The organism is Streptomyces sp. NPDC021080 (assembly GCF_044333225.1).
In the GTDB taxonomy this organism is placed as follows: domain Bacteria; phylum Actinomycetota; class Actinomycetes; order Streptomycetales; family Streptomycetaceae; genus Streptomyces.
Genome location: NZ_JBIRQM010000003.1, coordinates 460,762 through 479,569 on the forward strand (window position 1 = coordinate 460,762; position 18,808 = coordinate 479,569).

At 72.0% G+C, this 18,808-nt stretch carries 20 protein-coding genes; 11 read left to right on the forward strand and 9 right to left on the reverse strand.

Translation table 11 applies throughout. The features are described 5' to 3' along the window. The first annotated feature begins 67 nt into the window (after positions 1 to 67). Positions 68 to 796, forward strand: a complete 729-nt coding sequence (locus ACH4S8_RS09315) for a lysophospholipid acyltransferase family protein (RefSeq protein WP_398392085.1) — start codon at positions 68 to 70, stop codon at positions 794 to 796. 88 nt (positions 797 to 884) lie between these two features. Here ACH4S8_RS09315 and ACH4S8_RS09320 read toward each other — a convergent pair whose 3' ends face one another. The 4 genes from ACH4S8_RS09320 to ACH4S8_RS09335 all read right to left on the reverse strand — a co-directional run bounded on the left by ACH4S8_RS09320 (position 885) and on the right by ACH4S8_RS09335 (position 4,797). After that, positions 885 to 1,457, reverse strand: a complete 573-nt coding sequence (locus tag ACH4S8_RS09320; protein ID WP_398392086.1) for a transglutaminase domain-containing protein — start codon at positions 1,455 to 1,457, stop codon at positions 885 to 887. A gap of 75 nt (positions 1,458 to 1,532) precedes the next feature. Next, complete coding sequence (locus ACH4S8_RS09325) at positions 1,533 to 2,606, reverse strand: threonine aldolase family protein (RefSeq protein WP_398392087.1); 1,074 nt, start codon at positions 2,604 to 2,606, stop codon at positions 1,533 to 1,535. After that, positions 2,603 to 3,358, reverse strand: a complete 756-nt coding sequence (locus ACH4S8_RS09330; protein ID WP_398392088.1) for an SDR family NAD(P)-dependent oxidoreductase — start codon at positions 3,356 to 3,358, stop codon at positions 2,603 to 2,605. The genes ACH4S8_RS09325 and ACH4S8_RS09330 overlap by 4 nt, the downstream gene beginning before the upstream one ends. Before the next feature lie 41 nt (positions 3,359 to 3,399). Next, positions 3,400 to 4,797: a DUF6421 family protein gene (locus ACH4S8_RS09335; RefSeq protein WP_398392089.1), complete on the reverse strand. Its 1,398-nt coding sequence runs from the start codon at positions 4,795 to 4,797 to the stop codon at positions 3,400 to 3,402. Positions 4,798 to 5,176: 379 nt separating this feature from the next. Here ACH4S8_RS09335 and ACH4S8_RS09340 point away from each other — a divergent pair, with 379 nt between their 5' ends. Continuing rightward, the gene (locus ACH4S8_RS09340; protein WP_398392090.1) at positions 5,177 to 5,860 is read left to right on the forward strand and encodes a glycerophosphodiester phosphodiesterase; all 684 of its coding nucleotides are present in this window, start codon (positions 5,177 to 5,179) and stop codon (positions 5,858 to 5,860) included. A 111-nt stretch (positions 5,861 to 5,971) separates the two neighbouring features. On the opposite strand, the gene ACH4S8_RS09345 is transcribed toward ACH4S8_RS09340, so the two are convergent. Continuing rightward, positions 5,972 to 6,511 carry a GNAT family N-acetyltransferase gene (locus tag ACH4S8_RS09345; protein WP_398392091.1) on the reverse strand — a complete coding sequence of 180 codons (540 nt, stop codon included), beginning with the start codon at positions 6,509 to 6,511 and terminating at the stop codon, positions 5,972 to 5,974. A 183-nt stretch (positions 6,512 to 6,694) separates the two neighbouring features. Between ACH4S8_RS09345 and ACH4S8_RS09350 the strand changes: the two genes are divergently transcribed. Both ACH4S8_RS09350 and ACH4S8_RS09355 read left to right on the forward strand, forming a co-directional pair. Then, positions 6,695 to 7,081: a VOC family protein gene (locus ACH4S8_RS09350; RefSeq protein ID WP_398392092.1), complete on the forward strand. Its 387-nt coding sequence runs from the start codon at positions 6,695 to 6,697 to the stop codon at positions 7,079 to 7,081. Positions 7,082 to 7,324: 243 nt separating this feature from the next. Beyond that, positions 7,325 to 8,089 (forward strand): VOC family protein, encoded by a 765-nt coding sequence (locus tag ACH4S8_RS09355; RefSeq protein ID WP_398392093.1) that lies wholly within the window; start codon positions 7,325 to 7,327, stop codon positions 8,087 to 8,089. 148 nt (positions 8,090 to 8,237) lie between these two features. Here the strand turns inward: ACH4S8_RS09355 and ACH4S8_RS09360 are convergent, their stop codons facing one another. Further along, complete coding sequence (locus ACH4S8_RS09360) at positions 8,238 to 8,762, reverse strand: MarR family winged helix-turn-helix transcriptional regulator (RefSeq protein ID WP_398392365.1); 525 nt, start codon at positions 8,760 to 8,762, stop codon at positions 8,238 to 8,240. Between the two features lie 230 nt (positions 8,763 to 8,992). Next, complete coding sequence (locus ACH4S8_RS09365; protein WP_398392094.1) at positions 8,993 to 10,636, reverse strand: FUSC family protein; 1,644 nt, start codon at positions 10,634 to 10,636, stop codon at positions 8,993 to 8,995. Between the two features lie 234 nt (positions 10,637 to 10,870). On the opposite strand from ACH4S8_RS09365, the gene ACH4S8_RS09370 reads away from it, so the two are divergent. The 5 genes from ACH4S8_RS09370 (at position 10,871) to ACH4S8_RS09390 (ending at position 14,596) form a co-directional block, all read left to right on the forward strand. After that, positions 10,871 to 11,446, forward strand: a complete 576-nt coding sequence (locus ACH4S8_RS09370) for a DUF5134 domain-containing protein (RefSeq protein WP_398392095.1) — start codon at positions 10,871 to 10,873, stop codon at positions 11,444 to 11,446. Between the two features lie 169 nt (positions 11,447 to 11,615). Next, complete coding sequence (locus tag ACH4S8_RS09375) at positions 11,616 to 12,551, forward strand: M56 family metallopeptidase (protein WP_398392096.1); 936 nt, start codon at positions 11,616 to 11,618, stop codon at positions 12,549 to 12,551. A gap of 67 nt (positions 12,552 to 12,618) precedes the next feature. Further along, entirely contained in the window at positions 12,619 to 13,326 is a 708-nt protein-coding gene (locus ACH4S8_RS09380; protein ID WP_398392097.1) for an HAD family hydrolase, read from the forward strand. 183 nt (positions 13,327 to 13,509) lie between these two features. Continuing rightward, the gene (locus ACH4S8_RS09385) at positions 13,510 to 13,737 is read left to right on the forward strand and encodes a hypothetical protein (RefSeq protein ID WP_398392098.1); all 228 of its coding nucleotides are present in this window, start codon (positions 13,510 to 13,512) and stop codon (positions 13,735 to 13,737) included. Positions 13,738 to 13,918: 181 nt separating this feature from the next. After that, positions 13,919 to 14,596, forward strand: a complete 678-nt coding sequence (locus tag ACH4S8_RS09390; protein WP_398392099.1) for a TetR/AcrR family transcriptional regulator — start codon at positions 13,919 to 13,921, stop codon at positions 14,594 to 14,596. Between the two features lie 384 nt (positions 14,597 to 14,980). Here ACH4S8_RS09390 and ACH4S8_RS09395 read toward each other — a convergent pair whose 3' ends face one another. Continuing rightward, positions 14,981 to 15,451, reverse strand: a complete 471-nt coding sequence (locus ACH4S8_RS09395; protein WP_398392366.1) for a DUF6214 family protein — start codon at positions 15,449 to 15,451, stop codon at positions 14,981 to 14,983. Positions 15,452 to 15,665: 214 nt separating this feature from the next. Between ACH4S8_RS09395 and ACH4S8_RS09400 the strand changes: the two genes are divergently transcribed. Then, positions 15,666 to 17,015 (forward strand): FAD-dependent oxidoreductase, encoded by a 1,350-nt coding sequence (locus ACH4S8_RS09400; protein ID WP_398392100.1) that lies wholly within the window; start codon positions 15,666 to 15,668, stop codon positions 17,013 to 17,015. A gap of 144 nt (positions 17,016 to 17,159) precedes the next feature. Here the strand turns inward: ACH4S8_RS09400 and ACH4S8_RS09405 are convergent, their stop codons facing one another. Continuing rightward, positions 17,160 to 17,504, reverse strand: a complete 345-nt coding sequence (locus ACH4S8_RS09405; protein WP_398392101.1) for an ArsR/SmtB family transcription factor — start codon at positions 17,502 to 17,504, stop codon at positions 17,160 to 17,162. 171 nt (positions 17,505 to 17,675) lie between these two features. Here ACH4S8_RS09405 and ACH4S8_RS09410 point away from each other — a divergent pair, with 171 nt between their 5' ends. After that, positions 17,676 to 18,755 carry an NADH:flavin oxidoreductase/NADH oxidase gene (locus ACH4S8_RS09410; RefSeq protein WP_398392102.1) on the forward strand — a complete coding sequence of 360 codons (1,080 nt, stop codon included), beginning with the start codon at positions 17,676 to 17,678 and terminating at the stop codon, positions 18,753 to 18,755. Positions 18,756 to 18,808: the final 53 nt, after the last annotated feature.

The window sequence follows — 18,808 nt, forward strand, 5'->3', positions numbered from 1 at the left end:
CCTACGGCAGCGTAACTTTCCCGCCGGGAGACCCCTTCCCAGGCAGAGAGAAGGGTCCACCCCGTCCATGGCAGAGCTTGTCTACCGTCCCGTCGTCGGCCTCGCCCAAACTCTGTTCAAGGCGTGGGACCTCAAGATCGACTGCAAGGGATCGGAGAACATTCCGCGCTCGGGCGGCGCCGTGCTGGTCAGCAACCACATCAGCTACCTGGACTTCATCTTCGACGGCCTGGCCGCCCTGCCGCAGAAGCGCCTGGTGCGCTTCATGGCGAAGGAGTCGGTCTTCCGGCACAAGATCTCCGGTCCGCTGATGCGGGGCATGAAGCACATCCCGGTGGACCGCCAGCAGGGCGAGACGGCGTACCAGCACGCGCTGGAGTCGCTGCGTTCCGGTGAGATCGTCGGCGTCTTCCCCGAGGCGACCATCTCGCAGTCGTTCACGCTGAAGAGCTTCAAGTCCGGTGCCGCGCGCATGGCCCAGGAGGCCGGCGTGCCGCTGATCCCCATGGCCCTGTGGGGCACGCAGCGGCTGTGGACCAAGGGCCACCCGCGCAACTTCAAGCGCAGCCACACTCCGATCACCATCCGCGTCGGCGAGCCGGTGGAGGCCCCGAAGGACCAGTACGCGGGCGCCATCACCCGGCGGCTGCGCGAGCGGGTCCAGGAGCTGCTCGAATCGGCACAGCGCGCCTATCCCGTACGCCCCAAGGGGCTGGACGACACCTGGTGGATGCCCGCCCACCTCGGCGGCACCGCTCCGACCCCCGAAGAGGTGCGCGCGGCCGAGGCCCGCTGACCCCTCTCGTACGGCGCGCCCCGCGCCGGTCCGAGACACCGGGGCGCGGACGGTGATCCGCGCCCCGGAACATGTCCGCCCCGCCCCCTCAGAGTTCCAGGGGAAGTGTCCGCATCAGGGACGCGCAGCCCGGAGCGGCCTTCATCGCGCCGACGACGGCCGGGTGCGGTTCGGCGTACAGCCCGGGATGGTCCAGTTCACCGAGGTCCGGGTCGGGCGTGAAGGCGAGCTGTTCGCCGTCCAGGGAGAAGCGGGCGTCCACCCCGGGCTTGTTGCCGCGGGGGTCCTGCCGGTGCCAGGCGCCGTCGAAGCGTACGGCGACGAGACCGTGCAGCACCTCGAACTTCTGGTAGCAGAACGCGGTGGGAATGTCCTCGGCCCGCAGGAGCGCGGCGAGCGCGTGGGCCTTGGCGTGACAGATGCCCGTGCGCTGCTCCAGGACGTCGGAGGCGCGCCAGGTGACCCGCGGGTCGCCGGAATCGACCGAGTGCGGGATCGCGTCCCGCACGAACTCGAACGCCGATCGCGCATAGTCATACGAGTCGACGGACTCCTTGGCGAGCCGTGCGGCCGTCTCACGGACCAGCGGATGATAGTGGTCCACTACGTCGTCGGCGGCCAGATAGGCGGACAGGTCGCTTGTCTGCTGGGTCAGCTGCATACCCGTAGAGCATAAGAATGCGACCGCCCGAGAGTCAATAACTTTTCAGGCAATCGCATGCTTATGCATCACGTGCTACTGCTGGGCCATCTCCTCCTTGAGCGCGGCCACGAACCCGTCGACGTCGTCCTCGGTGGTGTCGAAGGCGCACATCCAGCGGACGTCGCCGGCGGCCTCGTCCCAGAAGTAGAAGCGGAAGCGCTTCTGCAGCCGCAGGCTGACGTCGTGCGGGAGCCGGGCGAAGACCGCGTTGGCCTGGACCGGGTAGAGGATCTCCACGCCGTGCACGGCGCGGACGCCCTCGGCCAGGCGCTGGGCCATCTCGTTGGCGTGCCGGGCGTTGCGCAGCCACAGATCCTTGGCCAGCAGCGCCTCCAGCTGCACCGACACGAAGCGCATCTTGGAGGCGAGCTGCATCGACAGCTTGCGCAGGTGCTTCATGTGGCTGACGGCGTCCTGGTTGAGGACGACGACCGCCTCGCCGAACAGCGCGCCGTTCTTCGTGCCGCCCAGGGACAGGATGTCGACGCCGACCGCGTTGGTGAACGTCCGCATCGGGACGTCCAGGGAGGCGGCCGCGTTGGATATCCGGGACCCGTCCAGGTGCACCTTCATGCCGTGCGCGTGGGCGTGGTCGCAGATCGCGCGGATCTCGTCGGGCGTGTAGAGCGTGCCCAGTTCGGTGTTCTGGGTGATCGAGACGACCTGCGGCATCGCGCGGTGCTCGTCGTCCCAGCCGAACGCCTGCCGGTCGATCAGTTCGGGCGTGAGCTTGCCGTCCGGCGTGGGCACCGTGAGCAGCTTGAGGCCGCCCATGCGCTCGGGGGCGCCTCCCTCGTCGACGTTGATGTGCGCGCTCTCCGCGCAGATCACCGCGCCCCAGCGGTCGGTGACCGCCTGGAGCGCGACCACGTTCGCGCCGGTGCCGTTGAAGACCGGGAAGGCCTCGGCGCCGGCACCGAAGTGACTGCGGATGATCCCCTGCAGGTTGTCCGTGTAGTCGTCCTCGCCGTACGCGACCTGGTGCCCGCCGTTGGCCAGGGCCAGGGCGGCGAGCACCTCGGGGTGGGCCCCCGCGTAGTTGTCGCTGGCGAAGCCGCGGACGGCCGGGTCGTGATGACGCCGGGCGTCGGTCTTCGGAGGGTTCACGGCTTCTCGGTCAGCCACAGGCGCTTTCCGTTCACTTCGGCGGCGGGCTTGTCCCAGACGCCGACGATGGACTCGGCGAGTTCCGTGACGTCCGTGAAGCCCGCGAACTTCGCGTTCGGCCGCTCGGCGCGCATCGCGTCGTGCACCAACGCCTTCACCACCAGGATGGCAGCGGCGGAGGTCGCGCCCTCCGCGCCCTCGGCGATGCCGGCCTTGCGGAAGTAGTCCCCCATGGCCAGGGTCCACGCCTCGGCGGCGGCCTTGGCCGCGGAGTAGGCGGCGTTGCCCGCGGTGGGGTTGCTCGCGCCCGCGGCGCTGATCAGGACGTACCGACCGCGGTCGCTGGCCTGCAGCGCCTCGTGGAAGGCGAGCGTGGTGTGCTGCACCGTGCGGATCAGCAGGAGTTCGAGCAGGTCCCAGTCGTCCAGAACCGTTTTGGTGAAGGTCTCGCTGCCGCGCCAGCCGCCGACGAGGTGGACGAGCCCGTCCACCCGGCCGAAGTCCTTCTGGATGCGCGCGGCCCAGTCGCGGGTCGACTGGAGGTCCAGCAGGTCGACCGTGTCGCCGACGACGGTGGCGCCGCCGTGCGCGTAGCGGGCCGCGTCCACGGCCTCCGCCAGCCGCTCCGCGTCGTTGTCCGCGCCGATGACGGTCGCGCCGGCTTCGGCGAGCCTGAGCAGCGCCGCCCGGCCGGCGGGTCCGCCCGCGCCGGCCACCGCGATCACCGCACCGCTGAGAGCACCGTTCCCCATGGTCTTCGCCTCCTGAGCAATGTTCTCGCTACCGCGGTCGGTCACGCGGCGACCCGCTCGGAGCCGGCCGCGGTGATGCCCTTGGTGGAGGCGATCACGTTCTTCAGCTTCTTGGAGAGCGCCTCATAGAACATGCTCAGGGGAAACTCGTCCGGAAGCACGTCGTCCACGAGCTTGCGCGGCGGCTGCGACAGGTCGAGCGCGTCCGGACCCTTGGCCCAGCGGGAGCCCGGGTGCGGGGCGAGGTAGGTGGAGACCAGCTCGTAGGCCTTGAACCAGTGGACGAGCTTGGGGCGGTCGATGCCGGCCCGGTAGAGCTCCTCGATCTCGGAGCACAGCTGGTTGGTGACCTGCGGGGCGCGCTGCCAGTCGATGTGCAGCTTGTTGTCGGTCCAGCGGACGACGTCGTGCTTGTGCAGGTAGGCGAAGAGCAGCTGGCCGCCGAGACCGTCGTAGTTGCGCACGCGGTCGCCGGAGAGGGGGAAGCGGAACATCCGGTCGAAGAGGACGGCGTACTGCACGTCGCGGCCGTGCTCGTTGCCCTCGGCCTCCAGCTTCACGGCCTCCTTGAAGGCGGTGAGGTCGCAGCGCAGCTCCTCCAGGCCGTACATCCAGAACGGCTGGCGCTGCTTGATCATGAAGGGGTCGAACGGCAGGTCGCCGTGGCTGTGGGTGCGGTCGTGGACCATGTCCCAGAGCACGAAGGCCTTCTCGCAGCGCTCCTGGTCGTGGACCATGGCGGCGATGTCCTCGGGCAGTTCGAGGCCCAGCGTGTCCACGGCGGCTTCGGTGACGGCACGGAAGCGGGCGGCCTCGCGGTCGCAGAAGATGCCGCCCCAGGAGAAGCGCTCGGGCGCCTCGCGCACGGCGATGGTCTCCGGGAAGAGCACGGCCGAGTTGGTGTCGTACCCGGCGGTGAAGTCCTCGAAGGTGATGCCGCAGAACAGCGGGTTGTCGTAGCGGGTGCGCTCCAGCTCGGCCAGCCATTCGGGCCACACCATGCGCAGCACGACCGCTTCGAAGTTGCGGTCCAGGTTGCCGTTCTGCGTGTACATCGGGAAGACGACCAGGTGCTGGAGGCCGTCCTCGCGGTTCGCGGCGGGCTGGAAGGCCAGCAGCGAGTCGAGGAAGTCGGGCACCTCGAAGCCGCCCTCGGCCCAGCGGCGCAGGTCCTTCACGAGCGCCTCGTGGTACGCGGCGTCGTGGGGCACCAGCGGCGAGAGCGCGTCTATCGCCTCGGCCACCCGGCGCACGACCGCTTCGACGTCGGCGGCGGCGGGAGCGCCGTCCGCCGCGAAGTCGATGGAGCCGTCCTTGGACTGCCAGGGACGGATCTCCTCCACGGCAGCCTTGAGGACGGGCCATGCCGGGTGATCCACCACCCTGGCCACGGGAGGAACCCGCTCCTCCGAACCCACCTGCACAAGAACTTCCGTCATGTCCCATCCTCCACAGGAAAACCTCGCGTATGGACACCGTATGTATGCGTGGTTCCGTTACGCAAGTGGGAACCCGGGAGATTATCCTGCGCACCCCCCGCCTTCACCGCTCTTTTTCCTGTCCGACACCGTCTATGCGATGACATGCACCACAGCCTTCCGAGCGGCACGGGCCTCGGCGAGCGGGCGGCCGCGGGCCGCGGTGGGGGCACGCCCCGGGTCCGGCACTCGCGCCGCGCCGTGTGAATCCGACACTCCCATTGCACGGCGTAGGAACGGGTACACAGAACAGCCAGGCCATTAGGCTGCGGCTGCCGCGTGGCCGCCCCGCCGGAACCACGCGCGAGCCGAGCCGCCGTCGACGGAAGCGAGTCGAATCTTGAACTTCCTCACCATCGGTCACCGCGGAGTGATGGGTGTCGAGCCCGAGAACACCCTCCGTTCCTTCACCGCCGCCCAGAACGCGGGCCTCGACCTCATCGAACTCGATCTGCACCTGAGCAAGGACGGCGCTCTCGTCGTCATGCACGACGCCGAAGTGGACCGGACGACCGACGGCACGGGGCCGATCGCCGACAAGACGCTCGCCGAGCTGCGCACGCTGGACGCGGGGCGCGGCGAGCACGTCCCCGTCTTCGAGGAGGTGCTGGAGGCGGTCAGGACGCCGTTGCAGGCCGAGATCAAGGACGTCGCGGCGGCCAGGGCGCTGGCCGAGGTGATGCACCGCAAGGATCTGGTCGGGCGGGTCGAGGTGTCCTCGTTCCACGACGAGGCGATCGCCGAGATCGCACGCCTGGTGCCGGGCGTACGCACCGCGCTGATCGCCAGCCGCTACGGCACCGACGTGGTGGACCGCGCCGTCGAGGCCGGCGCCGCGACGGTGTGCCTCAACATCCGGCGGCTGAGCCTGGAGGTCGTCGAGGAGGCCCGCAAGGCCGACCTGAAGATCATCGGCTGGGTGGTGAACACCCAGGACCACCTCCGGCTCGTACGCGCCCTGGAGCTGGACGGCGCCACGACCGACTACCCCGAGATCAAGCGCACGGGCCGCTTCACGGCATAGCCGGACCGGTCGGACCGCGGCACCCGGGACGACACCCGCGGGCCGCTCGGCGAGGACGCGCCCGAGCGGCCCGGCCGCAGGCTGCGGGCGGCGCCCACGGCGCGGGCAGGCCTAGACGAGCGGCTTGACCAGGAGTTCGAAAGCCAGGTCGTCGCGCTGCGGGATGCCGAAGCGCTCGTCGCCGTACGGGAAGGGCGTCATCCGACCCGTACGGCGGTAGCCGCGCCGCTCGTACCAGGCGATGAGGTCCTCGCGTACGGAGATCACGGTCATGTGCATCTCCGTGGCGCCCCACACCTCGCGGACGGTCCGCTCCGCCTCGGCGATGATCACCTTGCCGAGGCCGCCGCCCTGGAGGGCGGGACTGACCGCGAACATGCCGAAGTAGGCGTGGTCGCCGCGGTGCTCCAGCTGGCAGCAGGCGACGAGCGTGCCGTCCCGCTCCACGGTCAGAAGCTTGCTGTCGGATGCCTCGACGACCGTGCGGACCCCCTCGGCGTCGGTCCGCTGCCCTTGAAGGATGTCCGCCTCCGTGGTCCAGCCCGCACGGCTGGAGTCCCCCCGGTACGCCGACTCGATCAGCGCGACCAGGGCCTCCACATCGCTGTCGGCGGCGTCGCGGAAGGTCAGTCTGGTGGCGGCGGTTTCCATGGGAGCGGTTCTCCGATCAGTGGCGCGGCTGGGCACGCCCGAGCGTAACGCGCCCCCGAAACCTGTCGCCCGGTCCCGGTGGGTATGCCGCCGGGCCCCGGTGGGCGCGAGACGGTGATGCGGGCATCGCGCCCCGTGTCTCGACCGGGACCGGGCGCGCCGGTCCCACTAGGCTCCGGACGCATGGTGCACGTACTGAGCAGCCGGACCCTTCTGCGCCCGACCGACCCGGAGCGCTCGCGCGTCTTCTACGGTGAGCAGCTCGGCCTCGCCGTCCACCGCGAGTTCGGTACGGGGCCCGAGCGCGGGACCGTGTACTTCCTCGGCGGCGGTTTCCTGGAGGTCGCGGGACGCTGCGACACCCCGCCTTCCCCGGCGCTGAAACTGTGGCTGCAGGTCGCGGACATGACGGCGGCCCACGAGGAGCTGACGGCCGCCGGTGTGGAGATCGTGCGCGGGCCGGTCCGGGAGCCGTGGGGGCTGATCGAGATGTGGATCGCCGACCCGGACGGGACCGAGATCGTGATCGTCGAGATCCCGGCCGACCATCCGCTGCGCTACCGGCCCTGAGGGCCCGGCCGCCCGAACGGGGCCGCGGGACGTGCCGGCCCGTCCGGCTCCACCGACGCGCGGGACCGTCCACCGGCGTACGGACCGGTCGGCCCGGCGCGGCGGCCGGCGCACGGGAAACGGCCGCCGCCGGGACGCGGAGCCCGGAACCCGACGGCGTGCGACGGGTGCCCGGATGGCCGGTGCCCCGCGGCAGGCTTAGCGTGCTGAGGGGGCTCGCTGGCTCGCTGCGAAAGGAACGTCATGAAGCTCGACAGGCCGGTGCCCGGCGGACCCTGCTGGACGGAGCTCGGGACCGACGATCTGGAGGGCGCCAAGGGCTTCTACGCCGATCTGTTCGGCTGGCGTCCGGAGACGGATCCGCGGCCGGAGGCGGGCGGGTACACCGTCGCGCATCTGGGGGACGCGGCCGTCGCGGCGATCACCCCGATCTACCAGGAGTCGCAGCCCGTCGCCTGGAACGTGTCGTTCGCCGTCACCGACGTGGACGCCACCGCCGCGGCCGTGCAGGCCGCCGGCGGCGTCCTCGTCCTCGCTCCGATGGACGTGCTCGACGTGGGCCGCTTCGCGGTCGCCTTCGACCCGGGCGGCGCCGCCTTCCAGATGTGGCAGGCGCGGGCCTTCCCCGGCGCGGGGCTGTTCAACGCGCCGGGCGCGCTCGGCTGGGTGGAGCTCCTGACCCGGGCCCCGGACCGGGTGACCGAGTTCTACACGACCGTGTTCGGCTGGACCGTGACGCCCTCGGCGCACTACCCGCAGTGGGGCGTCGACGGCGCCGACTTCGGCGGCATGATCACGATGGACGAGAACTTCGCGCACGAGGTCCCCTCGCACTGGCTGCCCTACTTCGCCGTCGAGGACGTGGACGCCACGGCGAACGCGGTCCTCATGGCGGACGGCCACCTGCTGATGGAGCCCGTCTCGCAGCCGAACGGCCGGCGTCTGGCCGTCGCCCGGGACCGACAGGGCGCGGCCTTCGGCATCTACGCGGAGAGCGGCAAGGACTGATCCGGCCGTGTCACCGGCCCCGCGCCGCGTCGGGTGCGGCGGTCCCGGTCCCGGCCGTCGGCCGCCTCGGACGCGCGCCGGTCCCAGCGGGCCGGCTCCCCGGTCTCGGGCAGCCGGAAGGCGGCCTCGGCCGGCCCTCTCACCGCCCTCAGGCGCGCGGCAGTCTCAGTCTGCCTTCCAGCTGCCCGAGCAACTCGCCCAGGAGTCCGGCCAGTTCACGCTGCCGTTCGCGGTCGACGCCGGACAGGACCCCGGTCTCGTAGGCGAGTTGATCGGGGAGGACGGTGTCGACCAGGTCGCGTCCGGCGTCGGTGAGCCGGACGTGCGCGACGCGGCGGTCCCGGGGGTCACCGCGCCGCTCGACCAGTCCCCGCTCGGTCAGTTGCTTGAGCCGCTTGGTGACGGCGGCACCCGAGGAGAAGGTCTCGCGGGCGATCTCGCTCGGGGTCAGCTCGTGCCCGGTGCGGCGCAGCGTCCCGAGCACGTCGAACTCGGGCCGGGTGAGCCCGGCCCGGCGCAGTGGCGCGTCCTCGGCCTGCTGCAGGAGGGCGGCGCAGCGGTTGACGCGCCCGATGACCTCCATGGGCCCGGTGTCGAGATCGGGCCGAACCGTCTCCCACTGGCGCACGACGGCCGCCACGGTGTCGACGGCGACCGTGGCGGGCGCCGCCATCTCCCCGGGGGCCCGGTCGGCGGACGCGGGCCCGGCGACACCGGCGGACGCGCCACCCGCGGACCGGGTGCCGGCGGCGGACGCGGGGCCGGTGGACGCGGGGCCGGTGGACGCAGCATCCGCGGGCGCGGTGTCTGTGGGCGCCCTTTCGGCGGGCGTTGCCCGGTCCGATGCCGGCTCACCGGCCGGCGTCCCGTCGCCGTCCGCCGTTCTCCGCCCGTCCGGTGTCGTCATGCCTGTGCGCCCTCCCAGCAGTGCAGTCCCTGACGTCGTACCGTCGCCGCGAGCGTACGGTGTCCGGCACGCTCGGCCCGCATCACCCGCTCCTCGGGCAGGGCGCGCCGCCACCACTCGCCGGCCGCGGCGTCGGCGGCGGAGCGCAGGTGTACGACGGCGGCGGACAGACCGCGGCGGGCCGACTCCAGGGCGGCGGGCTCGGGCCGCTCCTCGGCGAGCAGCCCCGCGGCGTGTTCCTGGGCCCGTCCCAGTGCCGAGAGCGCCTCTTCGATACGGTCGCCCGCCCGCCGGTTGGTCACGACGACGGCCGCGACGAAGCCGGCCAGCGCGCCCACGAGGGTGTCCAGGACCCGGTCGGCCATCAGCTCTCCGGGCTGCTGGGCGTGCGCGAACTCGGTGATCAGCAGGGCCATGGGGGTCACGCAGACGCTGCCGAGCCAGTAGTTGCGGCCGATCAGCGCCTCGGCGCCGAAGTTCAGGGCGAGGCAGCACAGGACGAGGGCCGCCTGCCCGGCGTGGGCGAGCGGGACGAGGACGGCGAAGGCCGCCACGCCGAGGAGATTGCCGGTCACCCGCTGGACGCCCCGGCTCCAGGTCAGGGTGACGTTGGCCTGGTAGAGGGAGGCGGCGGTGACCAGGGCCCAGGAGGGACGGCCGACGCCGAGCGCGAGCGCGGCGTAACCGGCGAGGGCGCAGCCGAGCGCGGTGCGCAGGGCGATGGGGGCGAGCGGGCCGAGGCGGGCGAGCAGGGGCGGCTCTCCGAAGGCGAGCGCGGCGTCGACACCGAGGAGTTCGTCCGCGGCGTCCCCGAGGCCGTCGGGGTGCGGGACGGGTCCGGTGCCGGACAGTTCGCGGGCCCAGCGGCGCAACCGCTCGGGGTCGGTGCCGACGGGGGCGGCGAGCGCGACCTCGGTCCGTACGACGAGCCGTTCGAGGGCACGCCGGGGTGCGGAGCGGGCTCCCGTGGACAGCAGCGACTGCCAGGCGGTGTGCACGGCGGCGGCCGCGGCGGCGCGGGCGCGGGCGTCGTCCGGTGCGCCGACGGACACCGCGGCGGCGTTCAGCGCGTGGGCGGTGGCGCGCCGCTCCGGACCGTGCGGACGTACGAGCCCGGGGGCCATGCCGACGATCCAGGCCCAGGCTCCGGCGGCCGCGCCCAGTGCGAGGTGGCCCGGCACCTGCCCGAGGCTCTGCGGCGCGAACAGGGACGCCGAGGAGATGAAGGCGAGGACCACGTGCCCCGGCGGTCCGATGCGGGTGGCGTCGCACAGGGTCTTCTGAGCGGCGGCCAGCAGCGCGCCGACGGTGACGAGCACGACGGCGTTCGTGGTGAGCGAGGCCGCGACGAGCGCGACGCCGAGTCCGCCGAGCATTCCGGCCACCACCCAGGCGAGGGCCCGGGCCCGGGCGGCGTAGGGACGGTTGTGGGCGTAGAGGGCGCAGAGCGATCCCGCCATGGTGTACATCGCCAGGTCCAGCCGGCCGAGCGCCAGCAGGGTCAGATTCGGCGGGGCGACCGCGGCGACGACGCTCAGGGCGGGCTTGAACCAGATGTCGGAGGGCCTGCCGAGGCGCAGCGCGCCGACCAGCGGAAGCCGGCGTACGGAGGAGGGGACGGGAGGGATCGTACTGCTCATACCGATAACCTTAGCAAGTGTTTTATCTGTAAATTAATTACCCTGGAGGTCTCCCACCTGCGGTGCACCCCCGCACGCTCCCCCGTGTACACCCCTGCGCTCGTATGCGCACCGGCCGCCCGGGGCATGCCCTGACCGACTGTCCGATGTCCGGTCACCGCTGCCCGGCACCACTCGCCCGGCTTCGCGTGTCCTGCGTCGCGCGTCCGACATCGTCGAGCGGGGAGGTACGCGGTGCACGGACCGGCTTCACCCGGCTGGCTGCTCGTCGCGCTGTGCGCGGCGACCGGGGCCTACTGCCTGCTGCGGATGCGCAGCCCGGTCGAGGAACAGCGCCGCACCGCGGGCGGCGAGGCGCTCATGGGGTTCGGCATGGCCGCGATGGCCGTACCGGCGGCCGTGGTGACCCCGCCGCGCTGGGCCTGGCTCGCATGCACGGCCGTCTTCGGCGCCGCCGCTCTGCGCGCGCTGTGGACGGCCCGCGGCAGCCGGCACCATCTGCACCATCTGATGGGCACCGTCGCGATGGCCTACATGGCGGCGGCCATGACCGCCGCCCCGGCCCACCACGCCCATGGCGGCACCGGCGTCCCCGCCCTCACCGGAGCGCTCCTGCTGTACTTCACCGGCTACGTACTCCGCTCGGGCGCCCGTCTCCTGCCGCTGACCGTCGCGCCGGGTCCCACGGTGCGCGCCGTCGGGCCCGACGCGTCGGCGCGCGCCGTCGGCTGGGGCGACCGCCCCGAACTCTCCCGGGCCTGCCGCCTGTCGATGGGGATCGCGATGCTGGCGATGCTGGTGACGCTCTGACATCGGCCACGCTCCGGTTCCCGACGGCCGACGTCGCGTCCCGAAGCCCGGTCACGCTCCGAAGTCGACTGCGCCTGAAGGGAGTCCGGGATCGGCGCGAAACCGTGGCGTGCGTCACTTGGGGTCGCCGACCGTATCCAGCGGCGGGCCCCGCTCATAGGCTTCGGCCATGATGGTCCCCGCGGCACTGTTGCTGCTCGGCGCCCTTGCCTCCGTGGTCGCTCCGCGACTGCTCGCACGGGCTGACTGGCCGGACCGGGAACCCGTGGTCGCCCTGTGGGTGTGGCAATGCGTGGTGGCGGCCGTCCTGTTGTGCTGTGTCCTGTCGATGACGCTGAGCGCGTCCGCCGCCTGGACGGCCGTGCGCGGCCATGTCTTCGACGGCGCGCCGGCCTCGGTCGTCGACGCCTACGCGCCGGGTGCGGGCGCTCCCTGGGCCGCCGCCACCGCGGTGCTGCTCGCGTGCGGCGGCGCCTGGACCGCGGCGATGCTCGCGCGCGAGATCGTACGGGCACGGCTCCGCCGTCGGCAGAGCCGGTCCGAACTCCTGGTGCGCGCACCGCTGTTGCCCGGCGAGGAGCCCGGAGCCGATCGTCTCGTGGTCCTCGAGGGGGAGCGTCCCGATGCCTGGTGGCTGCCCGGCACCGCTCCCCGACTGGTGATCACCACGGCCGCGTTGCGCCGCCTCAAGGGGCGTCAGCTGGATGCCGTGCTCGCCCATGAACAGGGGCACGCGCGGGCCCGGCACGACTGGCTGCTGCACTGTTCGGCCGCCCTGGCCAACGGGTTTCCGCAGGTGCCCGTGTTCGCCGCGTTCCGTGACGAGATGCACCGACTGGTCGAACTCGCCGCCGACGACGTGGCGTCGCGTCGCTTCGGCCGGCTCACGATCGCTCTCGCCCTGGTCGAACTCAACGAGGACCGGGGCGTGTTCGGACCCGGCCAGGCATCGGACGCGCATGTCCCCCGGCGCGTCGACCGCCTCCTCACCCCCCGGGACCGGCTCACGACGGCCCGGCGGCTGCAACTGACGGCGGCGGCCGCCCTGGTGCCGGTGGTACCGGTCCTCGTCGCGTTCGTACCGGGGTTGCGGGCACTGGGGTAGCCCCGGTCGGGTCCGCCGGACAAGGGCACCTTGACCGGCGGGGGACGCGCCGCGAAAGATCTCCCGTATGACCTTCAAGGGCGTGCTCTTCGACTTCTCCGGGACCCTCTTCCGCGTCGAGGACACACCGTCATGGCTGCGCGCGGTGCTATCGGAGACCGGACACACGCTCCCGGAGCCGGAACTGGCCGAGAAGGCGCGGGCCCTGGAGGCGGTGGGAGCGCTCGCGGGCGGTGCCCGGCCGACGCGGCCGGTGCCGGATCGCCTCCTTCCCCTGTGGGAGGTCCGCGACCGCGGGGCCGAGGAGCACAGGGCGGCGTTCACCGGTGTCTCCCGGCAGGTGCCGCTCCCCGATCCCGCTCTGCACGACGCGCTCTACGACCGTCACATGCGGCCCGCCGCCTGGACGCCGTATCCCGACGCCGCCGAGGTGCTCGGCGCGCTGCGCGAGCGCGGTCTCGCCGTCGGGGTGGTCAGCAACATCGGCTGGGACCTGCGGCCCGTCTTCCGTGAGCACGGGCTCGACACGTATGTCGGAGCGTACGTCCTGTCGTACGAGCACGGCGTCCAGAAACCGGATCCGCGGCTCTTCGCGACGGCCTGCGCCGAACTCGGGATCGCCCCGGAGGACGCCCTGATGGTGGGCGACGACCGCACGGCGGACGGCGGCGCGGCGGCCCTGGGCTGCGCGGTGCGTTTCGTCGACCACCTGCCGGCGGCGGACCGTCCGGACGGACTGCGGCCGGTGCTCGACCTGGTGGACACGGACCGATGAACCCGGAAACAGCCGTTCGCTTCTTCCGGATCACCCGTTGCACGGAATCCCGACGGAGAACGCGTGACTTCCGGTCCCGGACGGGCCCCCACGGTCAAGTCTTGGCCAACAAAGGCCAAATGCCTCGCAATTCGGGATCCGTGACTACGTTGGCGCCTCCGTCACACACTTCCGAGGTCCGCCATGAAGACAGCGTTCTGGATTCTCCTCGCCGGCCTGCTCACCTGCGTCACCGCCGCCGCCCTCCACAACACGGTGCGCAGCGACGACAGGGAAACCCTCGTCGGCAACGTGCTGCTGAGCCTGTCGGTCGGCTGGTACATGGTCACCAACTGGTGGCGCGCCTACCTCGCCGCACACCGACGCCCGATTCAGGTCGAGATGAGCGAGGCACGACACGACGGCCCATGAGGCCCGGGATCGGCCGGCGTTCCCGCAGGGTTCCCCCAACGCCCGCTGCCGCGCGTCCGACCTGAGGCGATCCCCCGCGTCGCCCCAGGTCGGCGGCAGCCCGGAACCGACCCGCGAGGGGCCTGGATCCGGACGCGTTGAGTATAGTTGGCTGGCAGCCAGTCAACGCAGGAGTTACAGCATGTCCCCGCGAAGCGCCTCGGTCAATGAAGAGTTGCGGCGGCGTTCCCGGGAACGCCTGCTGCAGGCCGCGGTCGAGTTGGTGAGCGAACACGGCTACGACGCCACGACGCTCGGGGACATCGCGGATCGGGCGGGATCGGCGCGCGGACTCGTGTCGTACTACTTCCCGGGCAAACGCCAGCTCCTGCAGTCCGCCGTGCACCGGTTGATGCACCGCACCCTGGAGGAAGCCCTCGAACGCGAGCCGCGCAGCGAGGACGGCCGGGAGCGGATGGCGCGCGCCATCGACGCGATCCTGGGCCTCACCCGGGATCAGCCGGTGCTGATGCGGCAGCACATGGCCGGGCTGCTCCAGGCCGAGGGATTCGTCCAGTGCCCCGAACAGGTGCGTCTGTCGCAACTGCTCGGGGAGACCGTCGCGCGGTACGGATCGCAGCAGGTCACGACCGACTACCCGATGCTGCGCGCCCTGCTCATGGGTGCGGTCTACTCGGCGCTGGTCCCGGGCGTGCCGATGAAGGTCCCGGTACTGCGGGCCGAACTCTTCAAGCGCTACCGGCTGGACTGGGAGATGGGGATGCCGCCGGACCCCGAGGGATCGGACGGCCCCCGCGAGACCGATCTGTCCCGCTTCTTCGCGACCGGTCCGGAACCCGAGGACGGCCGGCCCAATTGACGCCCTCACCTGCCCGAGGGCAGGTGATTCCGGTCCGTACTGCTCCGCAGCACCACCATGGGTTCCTGTTTCACGGGCCTCCGCCGACCGGTGAGGGTCGGTCTTACGTGGCCTCCGCAGGCCTGACTTTCCGCCCGTCCGGCGGTAGGCCGGACAACTCCGTTGTCCGGCAAGGCGATCCTGCCATGCTGCTGCGACCCTCCGGGCCGCCATGGGCAGGATGCCCTTCACCTCCACCCCGAAGGGTGGAGCGCTGGGCAAATGTTCGGTGGCGTGCCGCGCAAGGAGGTCGGGTGCGGCCGAGGGGCTCCGGGCACCGGGAGGCCACGGGCGCACGCCGGGACACGCGCTCGGCCTCATGCCCGGCCACGCATCCGGCCGACGTCAGCGGCGGGCGTGACGAGGCGTCAGGAAGCCTGCGTCACGGGCTCCGGCGATCAGCCGCAGGGACTTGCGGCGGCTGTGGCCGGTGGCGTCCATGACGGCGAGCACCGGGTCCACGCCCTCCTTCTGCGCCGCCCGGTACTCCTCCGCCACCAGCAGACAGCCCTCGATCCCGCGCGGCCACACGGGGCGGGCCCGCCGCGCCCGGCTCTCCCGGCCCTGGTCGCGGACGGCATCGAGACGGCTCCCGCACGCCTCGGACAGCGGTTCCTCGATCCACTCGGCGACCACCGCGAGATCGTCCAGCGAGAGCGGTGGCTCGGCCCGTACGTCCTCGATCGACAGGGCCGTCTCCGACAGTACGGCGAGCAGGTCGACCCGGGCACCGTCCGTGAACGCCAGCCGGACGTTGAACCAGGACATGACACCCGACCCGGGCTCCCGCACTTCCCAGGCGGGCCACACGGACACGTCGCCGTCCGCACGGCAGCGGTCGGACAGATTGAGGAACGGTACGTCCAGCACATACGGAACGTAACCGCATCATTACATTCCATACGAACGGACACGCGCACGGCCGGGACGCACCGAACCCTGTCAGCGGAGCACCCGGTGGTGCGATCCTGGGAGCACCAGCGATGTCCTGTCAGCGATCTTCCTGATCCCTCGGGTAAGGAGTTCCGCAGTGCTGCGTGTCGCCGTCGTGGGTTCGGGACCCAGTGGGGTCTACAGCGCACAGGGCCTTGTCCAGCGGAGCGGGCCCCCCGACATCCGCGTGGATGTCCTGGACCGGCTGCCCTGTCCGTACGGCCTGGTGCGCTACGGCGTGGCACCCGACCACGAGAAGATCAAGTCGCTCCAGAACAATCTGCGGACCGTCCTGGAGGACGAACGGGTGCGCTTCCTCGGCGGCGTCGAGGTGGGACCCCACGGGGTACCGGTGACGCGGCTGCGGGAGCTGTACCACGCGGTCGTGTACTGCGTCGGCGCCGCCGGCGACCGGCATCTCGGCGTGCCCGGCGAGGATCTGTTCGGCAGCTGGTCGGCGACCGAGTTCGTGTCCTGGTACAGCGCGCACCCCGACTCCGTGGCCGACGGATTCGTCTCCGGCGTGCGCTCGGCCGTCGTCATCGGCGTCGGGAACGTCGCCGTCGACGTGACCCGGATCCTGGCCCGCACCGCAGCCGAGCTGAGCCCCACCGACATACCGCAGGCGGCGCTCGGCGCGCTGGCCGCCGGCGAGGTCACCGAGATCAGCATGGTCGGGCGGCGCGGACCCTCGCAGGCCCGCTTCACCACCAAGGAGCTGCGGGAGCTGGGCGGTCTGCCGGAGGCCGGCATCAGCGTGGACGAGGCGGAGCTGGCGCTCGATCCGGACTACCTCGATCCGTCGGGGCTGCCGGCCGCGCAGCGCCGCAACGTGGAGGTCCTGAGGGGCTGGGCGTCGGCCGCGCCGTCGGGCCGCCCGCGTCTGATCCGCCCGCGCTTCTTCCTGCGGCCCGTCGAACTCCTCGCCGACGGCGGCCGGGTGGGCGCGGTGCGGTTCGAGCGGACGGTGCCGGACGGAGCGGGAGGGGTCACGGGGACCGGCCGGTTCGAGGAGATCGAGGCCCAGTTGGTGCTGCGCTCGGTGGGCTATCGCGGGGTGCCGCTGGACGGGATGCCGTTCGACGCCGACCGTGGCACGGTGCCGCAGCGGGCGGGACGGGTCCTGCGGGACGGCATGGTCTCGCCGGGCGAGTACGTGGCGGGCTGGATCAAGCGGGGCCCGACCGGGGTCATCGGGACCAACCGCCCGTGCGCGAAGGAGACGGTGGCCTCCCTGCTGGAGGACGCCCCCGCGCTCGTACGACGGAAGGCCGCCGAGGACCCGCTCGCGGCACTGCGGGCCGAGGGGATACGGCCGGTCGGATGGGCGGGATGGCAGGCGATCGAGCGGGCCGAGGCGGAACTGGGGGCCGAACTGGGCCGTGAGGTGGTCAAACTGCCCGACTGGGCCGCGCTCCGGACGGCAGCGCGGACGGCGGGGTCCTGACGCCGGCACGGACGCCGTGTCGGCCGACCCGCCACACATCGCACGTCGCACGTCGCACGTCGCACGCCGCCCACCGTGCCCGTCGGCAGCACGCCCGTCGGCCTCAGGAACTCGTGAGGACGACGAACCGCCGGGCCGCCGGGGTCATCCGACGCGCCCGGCCTGCCGGTCGGCGGCCTCCAGGACGCGGTCGAGGAGTCCGGGGAAGAGCGCGTCGAGGTCGTCCGCGCGCAGGCCGTTCAGTTTCGCCGTACCGCGGTAGACCTGGCGGACGACCCCGCTCTCACGGAGCACCCTGAAGTGGTGTGTCGTCGTGGACTTGGTGACCGGCAGGACGAAGTCCGAGCAGGAGAGTTCACGGCCTTCGGCGGCGAGTTCGCGGACGATCCGAAGCCGCATCGGGTCCGACAGGGCGTGCAGCACCGACTCCAGCCGGATCTCCTCACGCGCGGGATGCGGCAGATCACGGCCACTGGCGGCGGGCGTCACGGCGGCTCCATTTCATCCAGGGGCCTCGGTCTTCGCCCCTCACGTCCGGCATCGTCCGGCTGCCTCACCCGACGTCATCATTGTACGAGACCCATCGTAGTTTGACACTCGCCGTACTACGAGGCTTATCGTACGAGGCATACACCGGTCCCGCCATGAATGGAGTCGGCCGTGAGCGCCCTCTTCGAGCCCTGCGTCCTGCGCGACGTCACCATCCCCAACCGGGTGTGGATGCCCCCGATGTGCCAGTACTCGGCCGCGCCCGAGGGACCCTCCGCGGGTGCCCCGCACGACTGGCACTTCGCCCACTACGCGGCCCGCGCCGCCGGAGGAACGGGACTGGTCATCGTCGAGGCGACCGCCGTCTCGCCCGAGGGCCGGATCTCCCCGTACGACCTGGGCATCTGGAACGACACCCAGGTCGAGGCCTTCCGTCGCATCACGGGTTTCCTGACCGCGCAGGGCACGGTGCCGGCCGTGCAGCTCGGCCACGGCGGGCGCAAGTCCTCGACCGACCGCCCCTGGAAGGGCGGCGCCCCGGTCGGCCCGGACGCGCACGGCTGGCGGGCGCTCGCCCCGAGCGCGGTCGCGTTCGACGAGAGCCACCCGGTCCCCGACGAGCTGACGGTCCAGGGGATCCGGGAGATCGTGGGCCAGTTCGCGGACGCGGCCCGCCGCGCGCTGGCCGCCGGCTTCGAGATCGTCGAGATCCACGGCGCCCACGGCTACCTCGTCAACGAGTTCCTCTCCCCTCACTCCAACCACCGCACCGACGCGTACGGCGGCTCGTACGAGAACCGCACCCGGTTCGCCCTCGAGGTCGTCGACGCCGTACGGGAGGTCTGGCCGGAGGAAAAGCCGCTGTTCTTCCGCATCTCCGCCACCGACTGGCTGGAGGAAGCGGGCTGGAGCGCGGACGACACCGTCCGCTTCGCCGCCGAACTGCACGAGCACGGTGTGGACCTGCTCGACGTCTCCACGGGCGGGAACGCCTCCGGTGTACGCATTCCCGTCGGCCCCGGCTACCAAGTCCCGTTCGCCGCGCGGGTGAAGAGGGAGACCTCGATGGCCGTCGCCGCCGTCGGTCTCATCACCGACGCGGAGCAGGCCGAGAAGATCGTCGCCAACGGGGAGGCCGACGCGGTGCTGCTGGGAAGGGAGTTGCTGCGCAACCCGTCCTTCGCCCGGCTCGCGGCACGCGAACTCGGGGCCGAGGTCCGCGTACCCGAGCAGTATCACCGGTCGGTCTAGGCACCGGACCGCGGAGGCGGTGAAGTGGGGCCCGGCGCCGGGTGGTCGACGTG

What these genes read in the sequence shown, in the direction of transcription:
- ACH4S8_RS09335 (WP_398392089.1), bottom strand. Translation starts at nt 4,797, where the DNA reads ATGACGGAAGTTCTTGTGCAGGTGGGTTCGGAGGAGCGGGTTCCTCCC.
- ACH4S8_RS09365 (WP_398392094.1), bottom strand. Translation starts at nt 10,636, where the DNA reads ATGAGCAGTACGATCCCTCCCGTCCCCTCCTCCGTACGCCGGCTTCCG.
- ACH4S8_RS09375 (WP_398392096.1), top strand. Translation starts at nt 11,616, where the DNA reads ATGATGGTCCCCGCGGCACTGTTGCTGCTCGGCGCCCTTGCCTCCGTG.
- ACH4S8_RS09320 (WP_398392086.1), bottom strand. Translation starts at nt 1,457, where the DNA reads ATGCAGCTGACCCAGCAGACAAGCGACCTGTCCGCCTATCTGGCCGCC.
- ACH4S8_RS09330 (WP_398392088.1), bottom strand. Translation starts at nt 3,358, where the DNA reads ATGGGGAACGGTGCTCTCAGCGGTGCGGTGATCGCGGTGGCCGGCGCG.
- ACH4S8_RS09360 (WP_398392365.1), bottom strand. Translation starts at nt 8,762, where the DNA reads ATGGCGGCGCCCGCCACGGTCGCCGTCGACACCGTGGCGGCCGTCGTG.
- ACH4S8_RS09355 (WP_398392093.1), top strand. Translation starts at nt 7,325, where the DNA reads ATGAAGCTCGACAGGCCGGTGCCCGGCGGACCCTGCTGGACGGAGCTC.
- ACH4S8_RS09350 (WP_398392092.1), top strand. Translation starts at nt 6,695, where the DNA reads ATGGTGCACGTACTGAGCAGCCGGACCCTTCTGCGCCCGACCGACCCG.
- ACH4S8_RS09390 (WP_398392099.1), top strand. Translation starts at nt 13,919, where the DNA reads ATGTCCCCGCGAAGCGCCTCGGTCAATGAAGAGTTGCGGCGGCGTTCC.
- ACH4S8_RS09345 (WP_398392091.1), bottom strand. Translation starts at nt 6,511, where the DNA reads ATGGAAACCGCCGCCACCAGACTGACCTTCCGCGACGCCGCCGACAGC.
- ACH4S8_RS09385 (WP_398392098.1), top strand. Translation starts at nt 13,510, where the DNA reads ATGAAGACAGCGTTCTGGATTCTCCTCGCCGGCCTGCTCACCTGCGTC.
- ACH4S8_RS09315 (WP_398392085.1), top strand. Translation starts at nt 68, where the DNA reads ATGGCAGAGCTTGTCTACCGTCCCGTCGTCGGCCTCGCCCAAACTCTG.
- ACH4S8_RS09380 (WP_398392097.1), top strand. Translation starts at nt 12,619, where the DNA reads ATGACCTTCAAGGGCGTGCTCTTCGACTTCTCCGGGACCCTCTTCCGC.